Annotated in this window: 22 protein-coding genes; 12 read left to right on the forward strand and 10 right to left on the reverse strand. The window is 71.2% G+C overall.

Features of this window, described 5'->3' with window-relative positions; genetic code table 11:
* Positions 1-22: 22 nt before the first annotated feature.
* Positions 23-439: a DUF3151 domain-containing protein gene (locus tag AC1MEY_RS26470; RefSeq protein ID WP_480228307.1), complete on the forward strand. Its 417-nt coding sequence runs from the start codon at positions 23-25 to the stop codon at positions 437-439.
* A gap of 7 nt (positions 440-446) precedes the next feature.
* Here AC1MEY_RS26470 and AC1MEY_RS26475 read toward each other — a convergent pair whose 3' ends face one another.
* Genes AC1MEY_RS26475 through AC1MEY_RS26485 form a run of 3 tightly spaced genes read right to left on the reverse strand, consistent with a single transcriptional unit; the run spans position 447 to position 2,823 of the window.
* A complete protein-coding gene (locus tag AC1MEY_RS26475; protein ID WP_480228308.1) occupies positions 447-1,337 on the reverse strand; it encodes a cation diffusion facilitator family transporter in 891 nt (296 codons plus the stop codon).
* A 44-nt stretch (positions 1,338-1,381) separates the two neighbouring features.
* Complete coding sequence (locus AC1MEY_RS26480; RefSeq protein ID WP_480228309.1) at positions 1,382-2,173, reverse strand: site-2 protease family protein; 792 nt, start codon at positions 2,171-2,173, stop codon at positions 1,382-1,384.
* A 14-nt stretch (positions 2,174-2,187) separates the two neighbouring features.
* Positions 2,188-2,823, reverse strand: a complete 636-nt coding sequence (locus AC1MEY_RS26485; protein WP_480228310.1) for a peptidase M50 — start codon at positions 2,821-2,823, stop codon at positions 2,188-2,190.
* 79 nt (positions 2,824-2,902) lie between these two features.
* On the opposite strand from AC1MEY_RS26485, the gene AC1MEY_RS26490 reads away from it, so the two are divergent.
* Genes AC1MEY_RS26490 through AC1MEY_RS26500 form a run of 3 tightly spaced genes read left to right on the forward strand, consistent with a single transcriptional unit; the run spans position 2,903 to position 5,494 of the window.
* Positions 2,903-4,198 carry an adenylosuccinate synthase gene (locus tag AC1MEY_RS26490; protein WP_480228311.1) on the forward strand — a complete coding sequence of 432 codons (1,296 nt, stop codon included), beginning with the start codon at positions 2,903-2,905 and terminating at the stop codon, positions 4,196-4,198.
* Complete coding sequence (locus tag AC1MEY_RS26495) at positions 4,195-4,821, forward strand: PaaI family thioesterase (protein ID WP_480228312.1); 627 nt, start codon at positions 4,195-4,197, stop codon at positions 4,819-4,821. The genes AC1MEY_RS26490 and AC1MEY_RS26495 overlap by 4 nt, the downstream gene beginning before the upstream one ends.
* A gap of 4 nt (positions 4,822-4,825) precedes the next feature.
* A complete protein-coding gene (locus AC1MEY_RS26500) occupies positions 4,826-5,494 on the forward strand; it encodes a hypothetical protein (protein ID WP_480228313.1) in 669 nt (222 codons plus the stop codon).
* Here AC1MEY_RS26500 and AC1MEY_RS26505 read toward each other — a convergent pair.
* The 4 genes from AC1MEY_RS26505 to AC1MEY_RS26520 are packed head-to-tail and all read right to left on the reverse strand — an operon-like array spanning position 5,454 to position 9,726.
* Positions 5,454-5,645: a ferredoxin gene (locus tag AC1MEY_RS26505; protein WP_480228314.1), complete on the reverse strand. Its 192-nt coding sequence runs from the start codon at positions 5,643-5,645 to the stop codon at positions 5,454-5,456. The two genes, AC1MEY_RS26500 and AC1MEY_RS26505, sit on opposite strands and share 41 nt — an antisense overlap.
* A gap of 7 nt (positions 5,646-5,652) precedes the next feature.
* Positions 5,653-6,858, reverse strand: a complete 1,206-nt coding sequence (locus AC1MEY_RS26510; protein WP_480228315.1) for a cytochrome P450 — start codon at positions 6,856-6,858, stop codon at positions 5,653-5,655.
* Between the two features lie 33 nt (positions 6,859-6,891).
* The gene (locus tag AC1MEY_RS26515) at positions 6,892-7,695 is read right to left on the reverse strand and encodes an alpha/beta fold hydrolase (protein WP_480231683.1); all 804 of its coding nucleotides are present in this window, start codon (positions 7,693-7,695) and stop codon (positions 6,892-6,894) included.
* A 6-nt stretch (positions 7,696-7,701) separates the two neighbouring features.
* Positions 7,702-9,726: an MMPL family transporter gene (locus tag AC1MEY_RS26520; RefSeq protein ID WP_480228316.1), complete on the reverse strand. Its 2,025-nt coding sequence runs from the start codon at positions 9,724-9,726 to the stop codon at positions 7,702-7,704.
* A gap of 94 nt (positions 9,727-9,820) precedes the next feature.
* On the opposite strand from AC1MEY_RS26520, the gene AC1MEY_RS26525 reads away from it, so the two are divergent.
* A complete protein-coding gene (locus AC1MEY_RS26525) occupies positions 9,821-10,339 on the forward strand; it encodes a MarR family winged helix-turn-helix transcriptional regulator (RefSeq protein ID WP_480228317.1) in 519 nt (172 codons plus the stop codon).
* Here AC1MEY_RS26525 and AC1MEY_RS26530 read toward each other — a convergent pair.
* Positions 10,326-11,918 carry a Na+/H+ antiporter gene (locus tag AC1MEY_RS26530; RefSeq protein WP_480228318.1) on the reverse strand — a complete coding sequence of 531 codons (1,593 nt, stop codon included), beginning with the start codon at positions 11,916-11,918 and terminating at the stop codon, positions 10,326-10,328. The genes AC1MEY_RS26525 and AC1MEY_RS26530 overlap by 14 nt on opposite strands.
* A 48-nt stretch (positions 11,919-11,966) precedes the next feature.
* On the opposite strand from AC1MEY_RS26530, the gene AC1MEY_RS26535 reads away from it, so the two are divergent.
* From AC1MEY_RS26535 to AC1MEY_RS26560, 6 genes are read left to right on the forward strand one after another with little or no spacing between them, the layout of a single operon-like run.
* A complete protein-coding gene (locus AC1MEY_RS26535; RefSeq protein WP_480228319.1) occupies positions 11,967-12,287 on the forward strand; it encodes a UBP-type zinc finger domain-containing protein in 321 nt (106 codons plus the stop codon).
* 23 nt (positions 12,288-12,310) lie between these two features.
* Positions 12,311-13,405 (forward strand): ATP-grasp domain-containing protein, encoded by a 1,095-nt coding sequence (locus AC1MEY_RS26540; protein WP_480228320.1) that lies wholly within the window; start codon positions 12,311-12,313, stop codon positions 13,403-13,405.
* On the forward strand, positions 13,402-13,869 hold the full coding sequence (locus AC1MEY_RS26545; RefSeq protein ID WP_480228321.1) for an Rv0361 family membrane protein: 468 nt from the start codon (positions 13,402-13,404) through the stop codon (positions 13,867-13,869). Before AC1MEY_RS26540 ends, AC1MEY_RS26545 begins: the two co-directional genes overlap by 4 nt.
* A 19-nt stretch (positions 13,870-13,888) precedes the next feature.
* A complete protein-coding gene (locus tag AC1MEY_RS26550; RefSeq protein WP_480228322.1) occupies positions 13,889-14,302 on the forward strand; it encodes a rhodanese-like domain-containing protein in 414 nt (137 codons plus the stop codon).
* The gene (locus tag AC1MEY_RS26555) at positions 14,299-15,525 is read left to right on the forward strand and encodes an O-succinylhomoserine sulfhydrylase (RefSeq protein ID WP_480228323.1); all 1,227 of its coding nucleotides are present in this window, start codon (positions 14,299-14,301) and stop codon (positions 15,523-15,525) included. Before AC1MEY_RS26550 ends, AC1MEY_RS26555 begins: the two co-directional genes overlap by 4 nt.
* 2 nt (positions 15,526-15,527) lie before the next feature.
* The gene (locus AC1MEY_RS26560; protein WP_480228324.1) at positions 15,528-15,920 is read left to right on the forward strand and encodes a hypothetical protein; all 393 of its coding nucleotides are present in this window, start codon (positions 15,528-15,530) and stop codon (positions 15,918-15,920) included.
* Here AC1MEY_RS26560 and AC1MEY_RS26565 read toward each other — a convergent pair.
* Positions 15,917-16,771, reverse strand: coding sequence for an SDR family oxidoreductase (locus tag AC1MEY_RS26565; protein WP_480228325.1), 855 nt, complete (start codon positions 16,769-16,771; stop codon positions 15,917-15,919). The two genes, AC1MEY_RS26560 and AC1MEY_RS26565, sit on opposite strands and share 4 nt — an antisense overlap.
* Before the next feature lie 20 nt (positions 16,772-16,791).
* Positions 16,792-17,388: a TetR/AcrR family transcriptional regulator gene (locus AC1MEY_RS26570; protein WP_480228326.1), complete on the reverse strand. Its 597-nt coding sequence runs from the start codon at positions 17,386-17,388 to the stop codon at positions 16,792-16,794.
* A 95-nt stretch (positions 17,389-17,483) separates the two neighbouring features.
* Between AC1MEY_RS26570 and AC1MEY_RS26575 the strand changes: the two genes are divergently transcribed.
* Positions 17,484-17,963 carry a DUF1772 domain-containing protein gene (locus AC1MEY_RS26575; RefSeq protein ID WP_480228327.1) on the forward strand — a complete coding sequence of 160 codons (480 nt, stop codon included), beginning with the start codon at positions 17,484-17,486 and terminating at the stop codon, positions 17,961-17,963.
* Positions 17,964-18,088: the final 125 nt, after the last annotated feature.

The raw sequence follows: 18,088 nt of genomic DNA on the forward strand, positions 1-18,088 counted from the left end.
GCCCGCACGGCACAATAGGCCCATGACGCGTATGGGAGATCTTCTGGGGCCGGACCCGGTGCTGCTACCGGGGGACACCGAGGCGGAGGAAGCGCTCGCCGCCGGGGAGAACCCCGCGATCGTCGCGGCGGCGCATCCGTCGGCGTCGGTGGCGTGGGCGTCGCTGGCCGAGGACGCCCTCGACGAGGACCGGGCGATCACCGCCTACGCCTACGCGCGAACCGGCTACCACCGCGGGCTCGATCAGCTGCGCCGCAACGGGTGGAAGGGCTTCGGCCCGGTGCCCTACGCCCACGAGGCCAACCGCGGATTCCTGCGATGCGTCGCGGCGCTCGCCCGTGCGGCCGACACCATCGGCGAGACCGCGGAGTTCCAGCGCTGCCTCGATCTGCTCGACGACTGCGATCCGGAAGCGCGCGTTCACCTCTTCCCGCGCTGAGCCCCGCTCAGCAGTGGCCGTCGCACTCGTTGGCGTTCTCAGGCGCCTCGACCTGGACGGTCGCGTGCCCGAGGCCCCGCGCCGCGAGCACCGCGCGGGTGTTCTCCAGTACGCGAGCCGAGTCGCCGCTGCACGTGACGTGCGCGGTCGCCATGTCGCGGCCCGGCACCAGCGTCCACACGTGCAGGTCGTGCACGCCGGTCACGCCGTCGACGGCGGCGAGCGCGCCGCGTAGCTCGTCGACGTCGATGTGGCTCGGGGACGACTCGGAGAGGATCCGCAGCGCCGAGCGGGCGAGCGAGATGGCCCGCGGCAGCACCCAGAGCGCCACCAGGACCGCGACGACGACGTCGGCGTAGGGCCATCGGGTGGTCACGGTGACGATGCCGGCGATCAGCACGCCGACGCTGCCCACGGTGTCGGCGACGACCTCCATGTAGGCACCCTTGACGGCGAGGCTGCTCTCCGACGTCGACCGCAGCAGCAGCATGACCACGACGTTGGCCACCAGGCCGGCGAGCGCGACGGCGATCATCGGCACGCCCGGCACGTCCGGTGCGTCACCGAGTCGCTCGAACGCCTCGAAGAGGATGAAGCCCGCGACGCCGAGCAGCAGTACGGCGTTGGCGACGGCGGTGAACACCTCGGCGCGGTGCCAGCCGTAGGTGCGCGACGCCGACGCGGGACCGTGCCGGGCCAGCAGGACGGCGGTCAGTCCCATGAACATCGCGACGAGGTCGGTCAGCATGTGGCCGGCATCGGCCAGCAGGGCGATCGAGTTGATCAGCAGCGCCGTGGTGAGTTCGACGACGAAGAACGTCGCGAGGATCGCCGCGCCGGCGAGCATGCGGCCGACGCGGACGTCGCCGCCGTGACCGTGATCGTGTCCAGCACCCATACCGGCAATCTATGCGTAAAGACGCATATATCGCAAGGCGTACCTCAGAACCAGGCGGACCAGAACCGCGTCAGCTGGCTGCCGATCGCGACGAGCTGGCTCGGCACCCCCGACAGGTCGAACGCCGAGTAGACCACCGAGAAGAACACCTGGTTGAGCGTCGGCACGATCAGCAGGAGCAGGAGGATCAGGAAGCCCCAGCCCTTCACCGGGTCGAGCTTGCGCTGCGTCTCGTAGGCCAGGTGCGGCTCCAGCGCGCCGTAGCCGTCCAGGCCGGGGATCGGCAGCAGGTTCAGGATCACCGCGGTCACCTGCAGGAAGCCCAGGAACGCGATCGCCGACCAGAACACCAGGTGCGCGGGGTCGTAGAAGACGCGCACCGCGATCAGCAGCACGATCGCCAGCACCACGTTCGCGAACGGCCCGGCCAGGCTCACCACGGTCCGCTGCCGCGGGGTCATCCACGACGTCCGCACGTACACCGCACCACCGGGCAGCCCGATGCCGCCGAGCGCGATGAACAGGACCGGCAGGCCGAGCGACAGCATCGGGTTCGAGTACTTGAGCGGGTTCAGCGTCAGGTAGCCGCGCACCTCGACGTCGTGGTCGCCGTATCGCCAGGCGGTGAAGGCGTGGCCGAACTCGTGCAGGCACAGCGACACCAGCCAGCCGAACAGGACGAAGACGAACACCCCGACGTAGGCGATGGCCGGCGGGCGACCGTCCGGAGCGACGGGTGCGAACCAGGCGATGGCGCCGCCCACGGCGGTGATGGCCACGATGGCCAGGAAGATCGGGCTGGGCCGCACCGATTGCCGGAGGGGACGAATGCTCACTCCAGCAAAAGTACCTACCGGACGACCGACCAGCCCGTCACGTGCCGGTAGAAGGTCGAGCGCCGCACCGCCCGCGCGGACCGTTCCCCGTCGCGGACGACGAATGCGCCGGTGGTGCCCAGCTGAGCCGCGCGGCCGGCGACCCAGCGCGGCGGCCGCAGCCGCCCCGGGGTGACCGCGGCCCGCAGCCCCGGCATGGTCCCGGTCGGTTCGACGAGCACCCCGGCGACCGTGCCGTCGAACAGCGTGGCGTCGTCGACGACGGCCTCGCCCACCAGGCCCGCCTCGCCCACCCACGTCGCGCGGCCGACCAGGGCCGAGCCGGCGTCGTCGCGGATGAGGGGCACCAGCTCGGCGGCGCCGGTCAGCGCCATTCGCGCCGCGCGTCGTCCGGTGGGCAGGCCGAAGGCCCGGGTGGCCGCCGATCGACGGCGCGCGACGTAGGCCAGTTCGACGTCGAGGCGCTCGGTGCGCAGCAGCCGGGTCAGCACCGCGGCGAGGTCGGCGTCGCCGCCGATCACCGCGAAGCGGCCCGCCGACACGGCGTCGACGTCGGCCGGCGCGGCCACGTCGTGCACCGCGACACCGGCCAGTCCGCCCGGCACCGGACGCCCGCCGAACCGCAACACGGCGAGGTCGGGGGCGGTCACGAGGGCTCCTCGCCAAAGCTGGGATAGGGTCATGCACCGGCTGCAACACGGTTGAGCAGTGAGACTCAGGAGACTATCCATGCCGGCAATCGTCCTCATCGGCGCCCAGTGGGGTGACGAGGGCAAGGGAAAGGCCACCGATCTACTCGGTGGGCGCGTCCAGTGGGTCGTCCGTTACCAGGGCGGCAACAACGCCGGCCATACGGTCGTGCTCCCGTCCGGGGAGAACTTCGCCCTGCACCTCATTCCATCGGGCATCCTCACGCCCGGCGTCACGAACGTCATCGGCAACGGCGTCGTCGTCGACCCCGGTGTGCTGCTCACCGAGCTGAAGGGCCTCGAGGACCGCAACGTCGACACCTCCCGGCTGCTGATCTCGGCCGACGCGCACCTGCTAATGCCGTACCACGTGGCGATCGACAAGGTCACCGAGCGCTACCTCGGCAACAAGAAGATCGGCACCACCGGCCGCGGCATCGGCCCCTGCTACCAGGACAAGGTGGCGCGGCTCGGCATCCGGGCGGCCGACGTGCTCGACCCCGACGCCCTGACCCAGAAGATCGAGGCGGCGCTCGAGTTCAAGAACCAGGTGCTGGTCAAGATCTACAACCGCAAGGCGCTGGAGCCGGCCGACGTGGTGGCCGCGCTCCTCGAGCAGGCCGAGGGGTTCAAGCACCGCATCGCCGACGCCCGGCTGCTGCTCAACGAGGCCCTCGACGACGGTCAGACGGTGCTGCTCGAAGGGTCGCAGGGCACGCTGCTCGACGTCGACCACGGCACGTATCCCTTCGTCACGTCGTCGAACCCGACGGCGGGCGGTGCATCGGTGGGCTCCGGCATCGGTCCCACCCGGATCACCACCGTGCTCGGCATCCTGAAGGCGTACACGACCCGCGTCGGCTCCGGACCGTTCCCCACCGAGCTCTTCGACGAGTACGGCGAGTACCTGGCGAAGACCGGCGGCGAGGTGGGCGTGACCACCGGCCGTCCGCGTCGCTGCGGCTGGTTCGACGCGGTGATCGCGCGGTACGCGACGCGGACCAACGGCATCACCGACTACTTCCTCACCAAGCTCGACGTGCTGTCCAGCCTTGAGACGGTGCCGGTCTGCGTCGGCTACACCGTCGACGGCAAGCGCACCAGCGAGATGCCGATGACGCAGAGCGACATCGCCCGCGCCGAGCCGGTCTACGAGGAGCTGCCCGGATGGTGGGAGGACATCTCCGACGCCCGCGAGTTCGATGACCTGCCGGCCAAGGCCCGCGACTACGTCCTGCGCCTCGAGGAACTGGCGGGCGCGCACGTGTCCTGCATCGGCGTCGGCCCGGGGCGTGAGCAGACGATCGTGCGCCGCGACATCCTGGCCACGCCGTGACCACCGAGGGCGATCCCGACTACGAGAAGCACGGGGGATTCCCGGTCTTCGAATCCGCCGAGCCCGGACCGGGTTTCGAGCCCTTCGTGACGGGGATGCGCCGCCTGCAGGACCTCGCGGTGTCGGCCGCGCCGGACAGCGACACCTGGGTCGAGGCGGCCGAGCGGGTCGCCGAACTCATCGCCCTGCTCGAACCGTCGATGGCCGACGAGGGAGCGGGCCCGGCCGGCCGGATGCCGTCGATGCCCGGTGCCGGCAACCTGCTGATGCCGCCGTTCCGGGTGACCAGGATGGCGCCCGACGGCGTCGAACTGACGGTGCGGTTCAGCCGCTTCCACGTCGGCGGCAACTACGCCGTGCACGGCGGCGTGCTGCCGCTGCTGTTCGACTCGGTGTTCGGCATGGTGATCCACGCCGGCGGCCGGCCGATCAGCCGCACCGGCTTCCTGCACGTCGACTACCGCAAGGTGACGCCGATCGACACCAAGCTCACCGCGCGCGGCTGGATCCGCGAGGTCGACGGCCGCAAGGCGTTCGTGAACGCCGAGCTGCGCGACCCCGACGGCGCCCTGCTCGCCGAGGCGAACGGCCTCATGATCCGGCTGCTGCCCGGACAACCCTGAGCCCATGACCGAGCAGCGCGTCGACCGGCACCTCAAACGCCTGGTGACGCCGCGCGCGGCCGCCGTGGCCGGCGTCCTGTTCGCGCTGATCTTCGGCACGGTGCTGGTGCTGATCCGGCTGGCGCTGCCCGAGGGCGCGGAGCACGGCTCGCAGTGGGCCGACGGCAACGCCGACATGATCCGGATCGCCACCGTGCTGATGCCGTTCGCGGGCATCACCTTCCTGTGGTTCATCGGCGTGGTCCGCGACGGCTTCGGCGTGCTCGAGGACAAGTTCTTCAGCTCGGTGTTCGTGGGCAGCGGGCTGCTGTTCCTGGCGATGATGTTCGCCGCCGCGGCGGTGGGCAAGGGACTGGCGGCCGGCAAGCGCGCGGGCACCGACGCACCGTCGGCCGAACTAGCGGCGTTCGGGCAGACGATGGTCACGACGCTGAGCAACACCTACGGGTTGCGGATGGCGGCGGTCTTCATGATGTCGCTGGCCACGATCTGGCTCAAGACGCGGTTGATGCCGACGTGGCTGGTCGTGCTCACCTACGTCTCGTCGGTCAGCGTCCTGATCGCCAGCGACATCAGCCTGTGGATCACGCTGATGTTCCCCACGTGGGTGCTGGTGGCGAGCCTGACGATGCTCAGTCGGCGAGCCGAAGGGCCGCCGCCGGACAGATCGTGACGGCCTCGCGGGCGTGAGCCTCCTCGCCCGGCGGGACGTGGTCGGTGCGCACCACCACCACGCCGTCGTCGTCGGCGTCGAACAGCTCCTCGGACACCATCATGCAGTTCCCCGACGCAATGCACGCGTCGCGATCGGCGATCACCTTCATCTGGACCTCACCACCTCACACTCAACGACCGCAACCCGTAGATGAAGTGGAACGAGCGGAACTCGACGTCGGCCCAGTCCTCCGCGAGCGCGAGGTTCGGGAACCGCCGGAACAGCGCGGGCCACGCGATCCGCATCTCCATCCGCGCCAGCGGCGCACCCAGGCAGTGGTGCACGCCGTGCCCGAACGCCAGGTGGCCCGGCGCGCCGCGGGTGATGTCGAGCGTGTCCGGTGACGGCGTGAAGCCGGGGTCGCGGTTGGCGGCGGGCAGCGAGCCGAAGACGAGCTGACCGGCGGGGATCTCGACGCCACCGATCACGACGTCGGTGGTGGTGATCCGCGGGATCGACGTCTGCACGATCGACAGCCACCGCAGCAGCTCCTCGACCGCGGGCCCGACGGCGTCGGGATCGTCGCGCACGGCGGCGAGCTGATCGGGGTGCCGCAGCAGCGCCAGGGTGCCCAGGCCGAGCATGTTGGACGTGGTCTCGTGCCCGGCGAGCAACAGCAGGCCCGCGATCCCGACGAGTTCGTCGTCGGTCAGCTCGTCGCCGTGTTCGCGGACCAGCATGCCGAGGATGTCCTCACCCGGATGGGAGCGGGCCCGCGCGACCAGCGAGAGCATGTACTCCCGGCCCGCCCGTGCGAGTTCCATCCGTTCGGGCATCGGCAGCGACAGGTCCAGCTGGCGGCCGGAGCGCTCCTGGAAGTCGGCGCGGTCCTCGTACGGCACGCCGAGCAGCTCGCAGATCACCAGCGACGGGATGGGCAGCGCGAACTGCTCGACGAGGTCGGCGGGCGCACCGCCGCTCTCCATCGCGTCGAGGTGTTCGGTGACGATCGCGGTGATGCGGGGTTCCATCCGCTTGATGCGGCGGAAGTTGAACTCGGGCGTCAACATCCGCCGGAGCCGCTGGTGTTCGGGCGGGTCGAGGCCCAGGAGGTTGCCTGCCCGGGCGCTGGCCTGCTCCTCCTCGGTGCTCGGTGGCGCGCCGGGGACGACGAAGCCGGGCGGCCGGCCGTTGGAGAAGCGCTCGTAGTCCGAGAGCATCTCCTTCACGTCGTCGTGGCGGGTGATCAGGTAGACCTTCATGCCGAACGCGTTCACGACGTCCTGGACGCCGACGGTGTCGCGGATCTCCCCGAGTTCGCGGGTGGGGTCGAACCCGTCGCGGCGCATGTGCACTGGCGGTTGCGGCGGAGCATGGGTCATGCCATCGACGGTACCGACGGGCGGCGCGAAGGGTCAGCGGGCGAGGAAGTCCGCGACGATCCGGTTCACCAGTGCCGGGTTCTCCAGCGCGGCGAGGTGGGCGACCCCGTCGAGCGCCACGAACGACGATCCCGGGATGGCGTCGGCCATCGCGCGGGTCTCGGCGACCGGGAACGTCGCGTCCTCGGCGCCCGCCACCACCAGCACCGGCGTCCGCACCGACGCCAGCAGCCCGCGCTGGTCCGGCCGGCGCGGCACGACGCTGCGCACGGCCCACGCGGCCGACGTCACGTCGACGGCCTGGACCGCTGATCGCACGGCATCCACCACCGCGGGGCGCGTCGCGAACGTGGTGGGTCCGAGGAACGCCTTGAGCACCGACCGGGTGAGCGGCGGCCGGATCCCGCCGACGAGGCGTGCGGCGCGCAGCAGTGCGCCGTACTCGATCTTCTGCCAGGTGCCCGACGGCGACGCGGTGCAGTTCATCAGGACGGCGCGACCGACGCGGTCGGGATGGCGGGCGGCGAACGTGCTGCCGATCATCCCGCCCCACGAGTTGCCGACGACGTGGGCGCGGTCCACGCCGAGTGCGTCCAGGATCTCGACGACGACCCGGGCGCAGTCCTTGAACGTGAAAAACGTTGTGAGCGGATCACTTCCACCGTGTCCCGGCGGGTCGACGAGGATGACGCGGTGGTCGCGGCCGAAGTGCTCGGCCTGCGCGGCCCACATGTCGCCCGTCATCAGCAGGCTGGGCCAGAACAGGATCGCCGCGCCGGTGCCCGTCGTCCGTACCCTGATCCGCCCGAGGGTGGTGTCGATCAGTTGGTCCACCAGGTGAACCTAGCGCTCCGCCGTCAGCGCCGGCCACCAGATCCGCGGGCCGATCAGCGTGAACAGGGCCGGGATGATCACGGTCCGCACCACGAAGGTGTCGAGCAGGATGCCCAGGCCGACGATGATGCCGATCTGCGTCAGCACGATCAGTGGGAGGACGCCCAGCACGCAGAACACCGCTGCCAGAACGATTCCCGCGCTGGTGATCACCGCACCGGTGGCCGAGACCGCCCGGACGATGCCCTCGCGGGTGCCGTGGTCGGGCGTCTCCTCGCGGGCGCGGGTCACCAGGAAGATCGTGTAGTCGACGCCGAGGGCCACCAGGAACAGGAAGGCGAACAGCGGGGTCGCGTTGTCCAGTGCGGGAAAACCGAAGGCGTGCACGCTGACCCAGCCGCCGAGTCCGAGTGCGGCCAGTGCGCTCAGCACCGTCACGCCGACGAGGATCAGTGGGGCCAGTGCCGCCCGCAGCAGCACGTACAGCACCACGAGCACGACGATCAGGATCGCGGGGACGACCACGCGCAGGTCGTGCTGGGCGGCAGCCTTCGCGTCGCGCGCCGTGGCGTCGGGTCCGCCGATCAGCGCGTCGGGATCCGCGGCGTGCACCGAGTCGCGCAGCGCATCGACCGTCGCCAGTGCGCCGTCGGAGGCGGGGGCGGCGTCGAGCACCACCGACCACTGCGAGAGGCCCGACGGGGACGTTCCGCTCGGCGTGACCGAGACGACGCCGGGCGTTCCCGTGATCGCCTGCGAGACGGCGGCTTCGGCGGACGTGGCCGCCACGACGCGGGTGGGCCCGGTGACGCCGCTGGGGAAGTGCTCGGCGAGTGTCGCGTACCCGGTGACGGATTCGGCCTCGACGCGGAACTGCTCGGTCTGGGACAGGCCGATGGGCGTCGCCAGCAGGCCGGCGCTCAGGGCGAGCAGCGCGGCGATGGCCCCGGCCGAGACCAGCGCCGGACGCGTCGCCACGCCCGAGGCGATGCGGTGCCACACCCCCGTGGTGGTCAGCGCGGGCGCACCGGGCTTCGGCACGAATGGCCAGAACAGGCGCGTGCCGAACAGGCCCAGTGCCGGTGGCAGCACCAGCAGGACGAAGACGGCGGCGACGACGAGGCCCGCGGCGGCCTGGACGCCGAGGCTGCGGGTGCTCGGGGACGAGGCCAGCAGCAGGGTCAGCAGCGCCAGGACGACCGTCGCGTTGCTCGCGACGATGGCGGGCCCGGCGCGCCGCAGCGCGGTCCGCAGCGCCGCCCCGGCGTCGGCGTCGCGGCCGAGTTCTTCGCGGTAGCGCGAGATCAGCAGCAGCGCGTAGTTGGTGCCCGCGCCGAACACCAGCACGCTGGTGATGCCGCCGGTCGACCCGTCCGGGCTGGTTCCGACCGCGGTGGCGATGGCGGCGCCCACCACCGACCCGACCCGGTCGGCGAGGGCGATCACGATCAGCGGCACCAGCCACAGCACGGGCGAGCGGTAGGTGACGATCAGCAGGACGGCCACCACGATCGCCGTCACCGCGAGCAGGGTGACGTTGGCGCCGCTGAACGAGTCGGCGATGTCCGCGCCGAACGCCGGTCCGCCGGTGACCTCGGCCTTGAGGTCGGCGGGCAGGCCGTCGGTCGCCGCCGATCGGACCGCCGAGACGGTGTCGCCGAGCGCGAACCCCGACAGGTCGGCGCGCAGCGGGATGGTGGCGACGGCGGCCCGGCCGTCGTCCGATCCGAGCACGGGTGGACCGGCCGGTCCGGCGTCCGCGGCGCTCAGCGCGCGCAGCCTGGCCGCGTCGATCGCGGCGAGGTCGCCGGGGGTGAGCGCACCGCCGTCGGCGCGCGTGACCACCAGGACGGCGGGCACGGCGTCGCCGCCGGGGAACTGCCCGCGGGTGGCGTCCGCCCGCGCCGACTCCGACGACGACGGCACCGCGACGGGGGACTGTTCGGCCGACGCCGAGCCGCCGATCAGGACGAGGGCGGCGACGGACCCGATCAGGACGAGGAGGGCCACGATCCACGAGGTTCGGCGGGACATCGTCCGAATATTTCAGTTTTCTAAATAGAAATCAACCCGGGGGTCCCAGCGTCTGGCACTATGCTTCGAGCGCCAACTCTGCCAAAGGAATTGCATGCCCGATCCGACGTCACCCCCCTCGCCCCGCGAGGAGTTGGAGCATCGCATCGCCGGCGACCTGCGGGAGATGACGTCCGAGTCGGACTGGGTGGGGCGGTCGTTCGCCGATCAGAACGACCTGTCCGCCAACGAGTTTCGTGCGCTGCTGTTCGTGATGATCGCCGAGACCGCCGAGGTCCGGATGACGGCCGGTGACCTGCGCAGGCAGATGGGCCTGTCCGGCGCGGCGATCACCTACCTGGTGGAGCGGATGACCGAGACCGGGCACCTACGCCGGGAGGTCGACCCGAGCGACCGCCGCAAGGTGATCCTGCGGTACGCCGACCACGGCATGCACGTTGCCCGACAGTTCTTCTCGACGCTCGCCGACCACGCCCACGCCTCGATGGCCGACCTGCCCGACGAGGACCTCGAGGCCGCGCACCGCGTCTTCGGGGCGCTCGTCGACGGCATGCGGGCGTTCCGCTCCGAGCTGCCCGCCGACATCGGCGTGGACACCGTCAGTCGCGATTGAGCGCGGCCTCCTCGAGGTCGAGGCCCCGCAGCACCGTGCGCAGCACCTCGTCGTCGATCGTGCCCGCGTCGCGCTGGCGGATGAACTCCTCGCGCTCGGCCTGCAGCATGCCGAGCCGCAGCCTGCGGAACGTCGCGGCCGGACTCTCGTGGCCGATCTCCTCGTCGCTGCGGCCCAGCTGCTCCCAGGCCGCCTGACTGCGGCGCTCGTTCCACGCCCGCAGCACCTTGGGCGTGTACTCGCCGATCGACCCCGGCCGCTGCGTGGCCAGCATGTCGTCGAGTTTCTGCGCGGCGGCCCGCGCGGCCTTGGTCTGTGCGGCGGCCGTCTCGAGCGCGTCGCGATGCAGGTCGTCGCCCGGCACGTCGAGCACCTTGATGATCCAGGGCAGCGTCAGCCCGTGCAGCAGCAGCGTGCCGACCACCACCACGAACGTGAGGAACACCAGCTGCGGCCGGCCGGGGAACTCCTCGCCGCTCAGCGTGGTGGTCGGCACCGCGAACGCCGCCGCGAGCGAGACGACGCCCCGCATCCCGGCCCACGCCACCACGAACACCTGCGCGGGCGTCGGGCGTGGCTCCTCCTCGCGGACCCGTCGCGACAGCAGCCGGGGCAGGTAGGCGAACGTGAACACCCACGCGATGCGGACGCCGATCACCGTCGCCAGCACCGCCGCCGACGCGATCGCCAGTGTCGAGGCGCGGATCCCGGCGAGTTCGGACACCACGGTCGGCAGCTGCAACCCGATCAGCAGGAACGCGAACGACTCCAGCACCAGCTGGACCGCCTTCCACAGGGCGGTGTCCTGCAGTCGCGTGGCGTAGGTGGCGCGCACCGACCGCTGGCCGAGCAGCAGCGCGGCGACCACGACGGCGATGACGCCCGAGCCGTGCACCTCCTCGGCCACGAAGTAGATGATGAACGGCGCCACCAGGCCGATGGCGCTCTCGACCAGCGGATCGTCGAGCCACGTCCGCACGTAGTCGATGAGCCAGCCGACGGCGCCGCCCACGACCACCCCGCCCGCGGCGGCCAGCGCGAACGTGCCGAGCCCGCTGCTCCACGTCGCGGCGGTGCCGATCGCGGCGGCCAGCGCCACCTTGTAGGCGGTCAGGGCGGTCGCGTCGTTGAGCAGGCTCTCGCCGCCCAGCAGCGTCATCACCTGGCGCGGCAGCCCGAGCCTGCGGCCGATCGCCGCGGCGGACACCGCGTCGGGCGGGGCGACGATCGCGCCGAGGGTGAGCGCGGCGGCGACCGTCAGCTCCGGCACGGTGTGGAACGCGACCACCCCGACGGCGAACGTCGTCGCCAGGGGGAGCCCGACCGCCAGCAGGCCGATCGGCCGGGCGTTGCGGCGCAGGGCCACGTAGCTGCTCTCCAACCCCGCCGACCACAGCAGCGGCGGCAGGATCACGAACAGGACCAGCTCGGGTTCGAGTTCGATGCCGCTGAGTCCCGGGATGGTGCCGGCGGCCAACCCGGCGAGCACCAGCGCCAGCGGCGCGGACACGTCGTAGCGGCGGGCGAGGGCGGCGAGCAGCACCGACACCACCAGCACGGCGAGCAGCGAGGCACTCACGAATCACCATCTCCCCGAGCGGTCGCGTCCCGCCCTATCCTGATCAGCATGCGGAGGAGAACGCGGCAACGCGACACGAATTCCCCGCCCAGCACGTGCGAGCACCTCGGTGCCGCCGCAGAACGTGCCGATCCGGAGCCGCAGAGCCCCGGCCGCTGCCAGGACTGCGCCGAACTGGGCGAGACCATCTGGGCGCATCTCCGGATGTGCCTGACCTGCGGGCACGTCGCGTGCTGCGACTCGAGCCCGCACAAGCATGCCACCGCCCACTTCCACGCCACCGACCACGCGGTCATGCGGTCGGTCGAGCCGGGGGAGGCCTGGCGGTGGTGCTACCTCGACATGCTGGTCGACGCCGGACCCGCCTGAGCGTCTGGCAGGGTGGACAGGCGATGAGTGAAACGACCGCGAGCCGGCCCGCCGGGACGCCCAGCGTCCTGCTGCTGGGTGCCGCCGTGCCGGGGGGCGACCTCGCGCTCGCCTTCGAGCGGCTGGGCGCGGTCGTCACGACGGTGGACCCGGGGGACGCGGCCGAGGCGGCCTCGGGCGACCACGACTTCGTCGTCGCGGACTCCCCGCACGTGCCCGCCGACGTGCTCATCGCGGCCGCCGAACGCGACGGCGTCGACGTGTTCCCGACGCCGCGCAGCGCCCGGCTCTCGCTGGATCGCGAGGGGTTGCGGAAGCTGGCCGCCGACGAACTCGGCCTGCCGACCGTGCCGTTCTGGTTCGCCGGATCGGCCGAGGAACTCGACGCGGTGGCGCAGCACGCGGGCTTCCCGCTCGTCGTCTCGCCCATCCTCTCGGGTCCGGCCGCCGACGCCGCCGACGGCCGCTCCGTGCTCACCCGTCCCGACGACGTGGTCGCCGCCTGGCAGCTGGCGACCGCGGGCCCGGCGCCCGCCCGCGTCATCGCCGAGACCGTCGTCGAGATCGACGACGAGGTGACCCTGCTGACCGTGCGGACCATCGGTCCGGCCGGCCCGGCCGTGCACTTCTGCGAGCCGATCGGGCACCGTCGCACCGACGGCGGACCGCTGGAGTCCTGGCAGCCGCACCACCTGTCCCCGGCCGCGCTCGACGCGGCGCGGTCGATCGCGGCCCGCATCGTGAACTCCCTGGGCGGGCGCGGACTGTTCGGCGTCGACCTGCTGGTGCGCGGTGACGAGGTGTACTTCTCCCACGTCCGGCCACGACCCGAGGAGGTCGGTCTGGTGACGTTGCGCTCGCAGCGGTTGTCGCAGTTCGAGTTGCACGCCCGGGCGATCCTCGGTCTGTCTATCGACACGATCATGATCTCGCCCGCCGCGGCCGAGGTGATCGACGGCGGTGGCGCCGGCCCCGGCGTGCTGCCCGAGGGACTGACGGTGCCCGAGAGCGACGTCCGGTTCCTCGACGACGCGGTCCTCGCCGTCGCGACCGCCCCCGACGTCGTCCGTGCCCGTGACCGGGCGCACCGCGTTTCGAGCATTCTGAGGGTGCCATGACCAAACCTCCCGCCTCCGAACCCGATGCCGTCGAGCCCGCCCCGGACCGGCCCACGATCGCGCCGTTCCTCGGTGCGCTGGCGATCATCAGCCTCGTGGTGATCGGAATCGTCGTGTTCAACTCCGGGTCCGACGAGGGGCCGACGCCCGAGCAGGAGGTCGGGCGCGCGGTGGTGGCGCAGAACGACGCCCTGCAGCGCGACGACTACGCCGACTACCGGGTCTACACGTGCCGCGGCCAGTACGGCGACGAGCCGGGAGTCCTTGCCGGACAACGTGCGTCGGTGGCCGAGAAGGGCGAGCGCTACGTCGACGGCATCGGTGCGGTGACGATCGACGGCGACGACGCGACCGCCTCGGTGACCTACCACTTCGACAACACGCCGGACGATACGGTGAGCGTCGATCTGGCGCTGGTTCGCGAGGACGGGGCGTGGAAGGTGTGCTCGCCGGGCCCCAGCTAGGTATGGGAGACTCGCGAACGTGAGCTACGCGGGAGACATCACGCCGGAAGAGGCGTGGAAGGTGTTGGTCGACAACCCCGAGGCCGTGCTCGTCGACTGCCGGACCGAGGCTGAGTGGCGCTTCGTCGGCGTACCCGACACCTCCTCGCTCCAGCGCGACGTCGTCTACGTCGAGTGGAACCGCACCGACGGCACCCACAACGACGGCTTCGTCGACGATCTGGTGGCGTCCGGCGTGACGCCGGGCGAGCGTCCCGTGGTCTTCCTCTGCCGCTCCGGCAACCGCTCGATCGGCGCCGCCGAGGCGGCGACCGCCGCGGGCATCCTGCCGTCCTTCAACGTGCTCGACGGTTTCGAGGGCAACGTCGACGCCGACGGGCACCGCGGCACCACCGGCTGGAAGGCCGTCGGGCTGCCGTGGAGGCAGGGATGAGCGCCGACGAGAAGGACCAGGTCCCGTCCGTCCGCATCCCGGCGCCGCTGCCCGAGGGCGTCAGTCAGGCCACGATCGGCGTGCGCGGCGGTCTGCTGCGGTCCAACTTCGAGGAGACCTCGGAGGCGCTCTACCTGACGTCGGGGTACGTCTACGAGACCGCGGGCGACGCCGAGAAGGCGTTCACCGGCGAGATCGACCGGTACGTGTACTCGCGCTACGGCAACCCGACCATCTCGATGTTCGAGGAGCGGCTGCGGCTGATCGAGGGCGCGCCCGCCGCCTTCGCCACCGCGACCGGCATGGCCGCGGTGTTCACCGCGCTCGGCGCCCTGTTGGCCGCGGGTGACCGACTCGTGGCCGCGCGCAGCCTGTTCGGCTCGTGTTTCGTGGTCTGCAGCGAGATCCTGCCGCGCTGGGGCGTCGAGGTCGTCTTCGTCGACGGCGAGGATCTCGCCCAGTGGGAGGAGGCGCTGTCGGTCCCCACCCAGGCCGTGTTCTTCGAGACGCCGTCCAACCCGATGCAGTCGCTCGTCGACATCGCCGCGGTGTGCGACCTCGCCCACGCGGCGGGCGCGAAGGTGGTGCTGGACAACGTCTTCGCCACCCCGCTGCTGCAGCAGGGCATGCCGCTGGGCGCCGACGTGGTGATCTACTCCGGCACCAAGCACATCGACGGTCAGGGCCGCGTCCTCGGCGGGGCCATCCTCGGCGACAGGGAGTTCATCGACGGTCCGGTGCAGAAGCTGATGCGACACACGGGCCCGGCGATCAGCGCGTTCAACGCGTGGACGCTGCTCAAGGGTCTCGAGACGCTGGCCGTGCGCGTCGACTACTCCAACCGGTCCGCCCAGCGGGTCGCGGAGTTCCTCGAGGGCCATCCCTCGGTGAGCTGGGTCAAGTACCCGTTCCTGGAGTCGCATCCGCAGTACGACCTCGCGAAGCGTCAGATGCGTGGCGGCGGCACGGTGGTCACGTTCGAACTCGCGGGCGGCACCAAGTCGCGCGCCTTCGAGGTGCTCGACGGGCTCCAGGTGATCGACATCTCCAACAACCTCGGGGACGCCAAGTCGCTGATCACCCACCCCGCCACCACGACTCACCGGGCGATGGGTCCGGAGGGGCGCGCGGCGATCGGCCTCGGCGACGGCGTGGTGCGGGTGTCGATCGGACTCGAGGGCACCGAGGACCTGATCGCCGATCTCGACCGGGCGCTCGGCTAGCCGTGTCGAAGGCTTCGGCGGCCAAGAAGGCGCGACGCAAGAAGCGGGTGTCCACCCGCAACGACAGGTGGATGCCGCCGGAGGTGCACGCCGACCTCGCGGCCGTCACCGAACTCGACGAGCTGCTCACCCGCCGTGGCTGGGAGTACGACGAGGAGTTCTCCGGCGACGAGTTCCTGACGTGGGTCTACCCGCTGTCGGCCGCGGAGTTCGACGACGAGGCGATCGAGCCGGTCACCCGGGTGGTCGTCACGGATCCTGCTGCGCCGCAGGTGATCCTGGTCGGCTCGACGCCCGAGGGTGAGATCTATCAGTTCACGATGGACGAGCTGACGGAAGGCCTCGCCGATCTCGAGGCCTTCCGCGCGGGAGATCCGCTCCCGCAGGGCTTCTAGTTCTTCTCGACCACGCCGAGGGAGGCCTGCGCCCGGTCCTCGTAGCTCTTGCGTGCGGCCTGGTCGTACTCGAGGAACACGTTGTCGAGCCCGAGCTTCTTGTTCATCCACCGGCGACCGCGCGGGCCGAGCATCGACGCCGCGGCAGCGGTGAACCGCAGCGGGCTCGGCACCGACACCATGGTCTTCGGCTTGTCGAGCGTCTTGAGGATCGCGGCGGCGATCACCTCGGGCTCAACGGGTTTGGTGCCCGCGGTCTCCTTGGTGCCCGAGACCAGCTGGGTGTTGGTGAACGGCGGCATGACGACGGAGACCTCGACGCCGTGCGGGGCCATCTCGTCGGCGAGTGCCACGGAGAGTCCGACGACGGCGAACTTCGCGCCGACGTAGACCACCTGGCCGGGCACCGGGATCATGCCGGACATCGAGGCGATGTTGATGACGTGGCCGCGGCGGCGCTTGACCATCTCGGGTAGCACCAGCTGACAGCCGGCCAGTACGCCGTAGAAGTTGACCTCGATCGAGGACCGGATGGACTGCTCGCTCTGCTCGAGGAACGGCCCGATGGGCATGACGCCCGCGTTGTTGATCAGTACGTCGATGTGGCCGGCGCCGTCGGTGCGGGCCTTGCCGAGGAATGCGTCGAACGACTCGCGGTCGGTCACGTCGAGCGGGTAGCCGGTGACCTGTCCGTACCGGCCGAGTTCGGTGACGGCCGACTCGAGGATCGCGACGTCACGGTCGCCGATGACCACCCGTGCGCCGCGGCCCAGCAGGGCCTTGGCGGTGGCGTGGCCGATCCCTCGGGCCGCTCCGGTGATCGCGATGGTCTTGCCCCTGATGTTGTCCATGTGGCGAAACTTTACACGTGTCAACTTTGGTGCGACAGTCCGTCACCGCCGGTGAAGCGGTCGACGAGCAGGCCGATGTGGTCGGACTCGTACCCGGCCCGCAGTCGGCCCGCGCGGGTCAGTGTGACGAGGCCGTGCAACCCGGCCCAGAACACCTCGGTGAGCGTGTCGGCGTCGTGTCCGTCCGCGATTGCGGCGATGCCGATCCGCAGTTCGGTGAAGGCGGCCGCCAGCTGGGCAGGGGTGTCCTCGGCGGCGAAGTGCAGCGTGGTCGCGCGGGTGAACATCGCGTCGTAGAGCGCCGGGTGCTCGCGGGCGAAGTCGAGGTAGGCCCGCGCGACCCGGGTGAGGGCCTCGACGGCGGTGCCCGGCTGAGAGCGCGCGTCCCGGATGGCGTCGACGAACTCGCCGAACCCGTCGAGTGCGACGGCTTCGGAGATCTGGTCCATGCCGGCGAAGTGCTTGTAGAGCACCGGCTGGCTGTACTCGATCTCGGTGGAGAGGCGCCGCGTGGTCACGGCGTCCCAGCCCTCGGCCTCGGCCAGCCTGCGGGCGGTGGTGACGATGAGCCGCCGGCGGGCTGCCCGCTCGCGCTCCCTGCGGTCCTCGATCGGCATGCCCGAGGGTAGCACCGCTCTTGGTGCTAGCAGCGCTATTGACGCGGCTCGATTCTGGGGTTAGCGTCGCTAGCACCTGGGAAGGGAGTCTCGACATGACCATCGACCTGCTCATCCGCATCGCGGCACTCGCCGCGCTGCTGAGCACCGCAGTGGTGTACGGCACCGACGTGTTCTGCGCGATCGTGCTGCGACCGGCCCTCGCAGCCGTCGACGATCGCGCCCTGGTCGCGGTGACGGGGAACGTGCACCGGTACGGCGACCGGCGCATGCCGGTACCCGGGGTACTCGGCATCGCCGCCGCTGCGGCGGCCGCCGTGCTGGCCGCGGTCGGGTCGCATTGGGCGCAGGCCGCTTTCGCGTCGGCGGCGCTGGTTCCGTTGCTGATCTGGCTGGCGCTCTACCTCCGGGTGAGCGCACCCATCAACCGCCGGTTGACGGCGGCGTCGGACGCGGGCCTCCCACTCTCCGACGGACGTGCGTTGCAGGCGGCGTGGGACCGGATCATCAACCTGCGTGCCGCCCTGCAGGGAGTGGCCGTGGCCGCCCTCGGCATCACCCTGGTCCTGTCGTGATCACCGCCGACACCACCACCGCGTTGCTGCTCATGGGGTAGGCACTTCCGATCACCGCGAGCCGAACCCCGGGATCAGGAATGCGGCGCCCGGGCTCGCGTTGCACCTCTCGTGCGGGTACCAAC

This window comes from Mycobacterium sp. PTI7 (assembly GCF_056679845.1).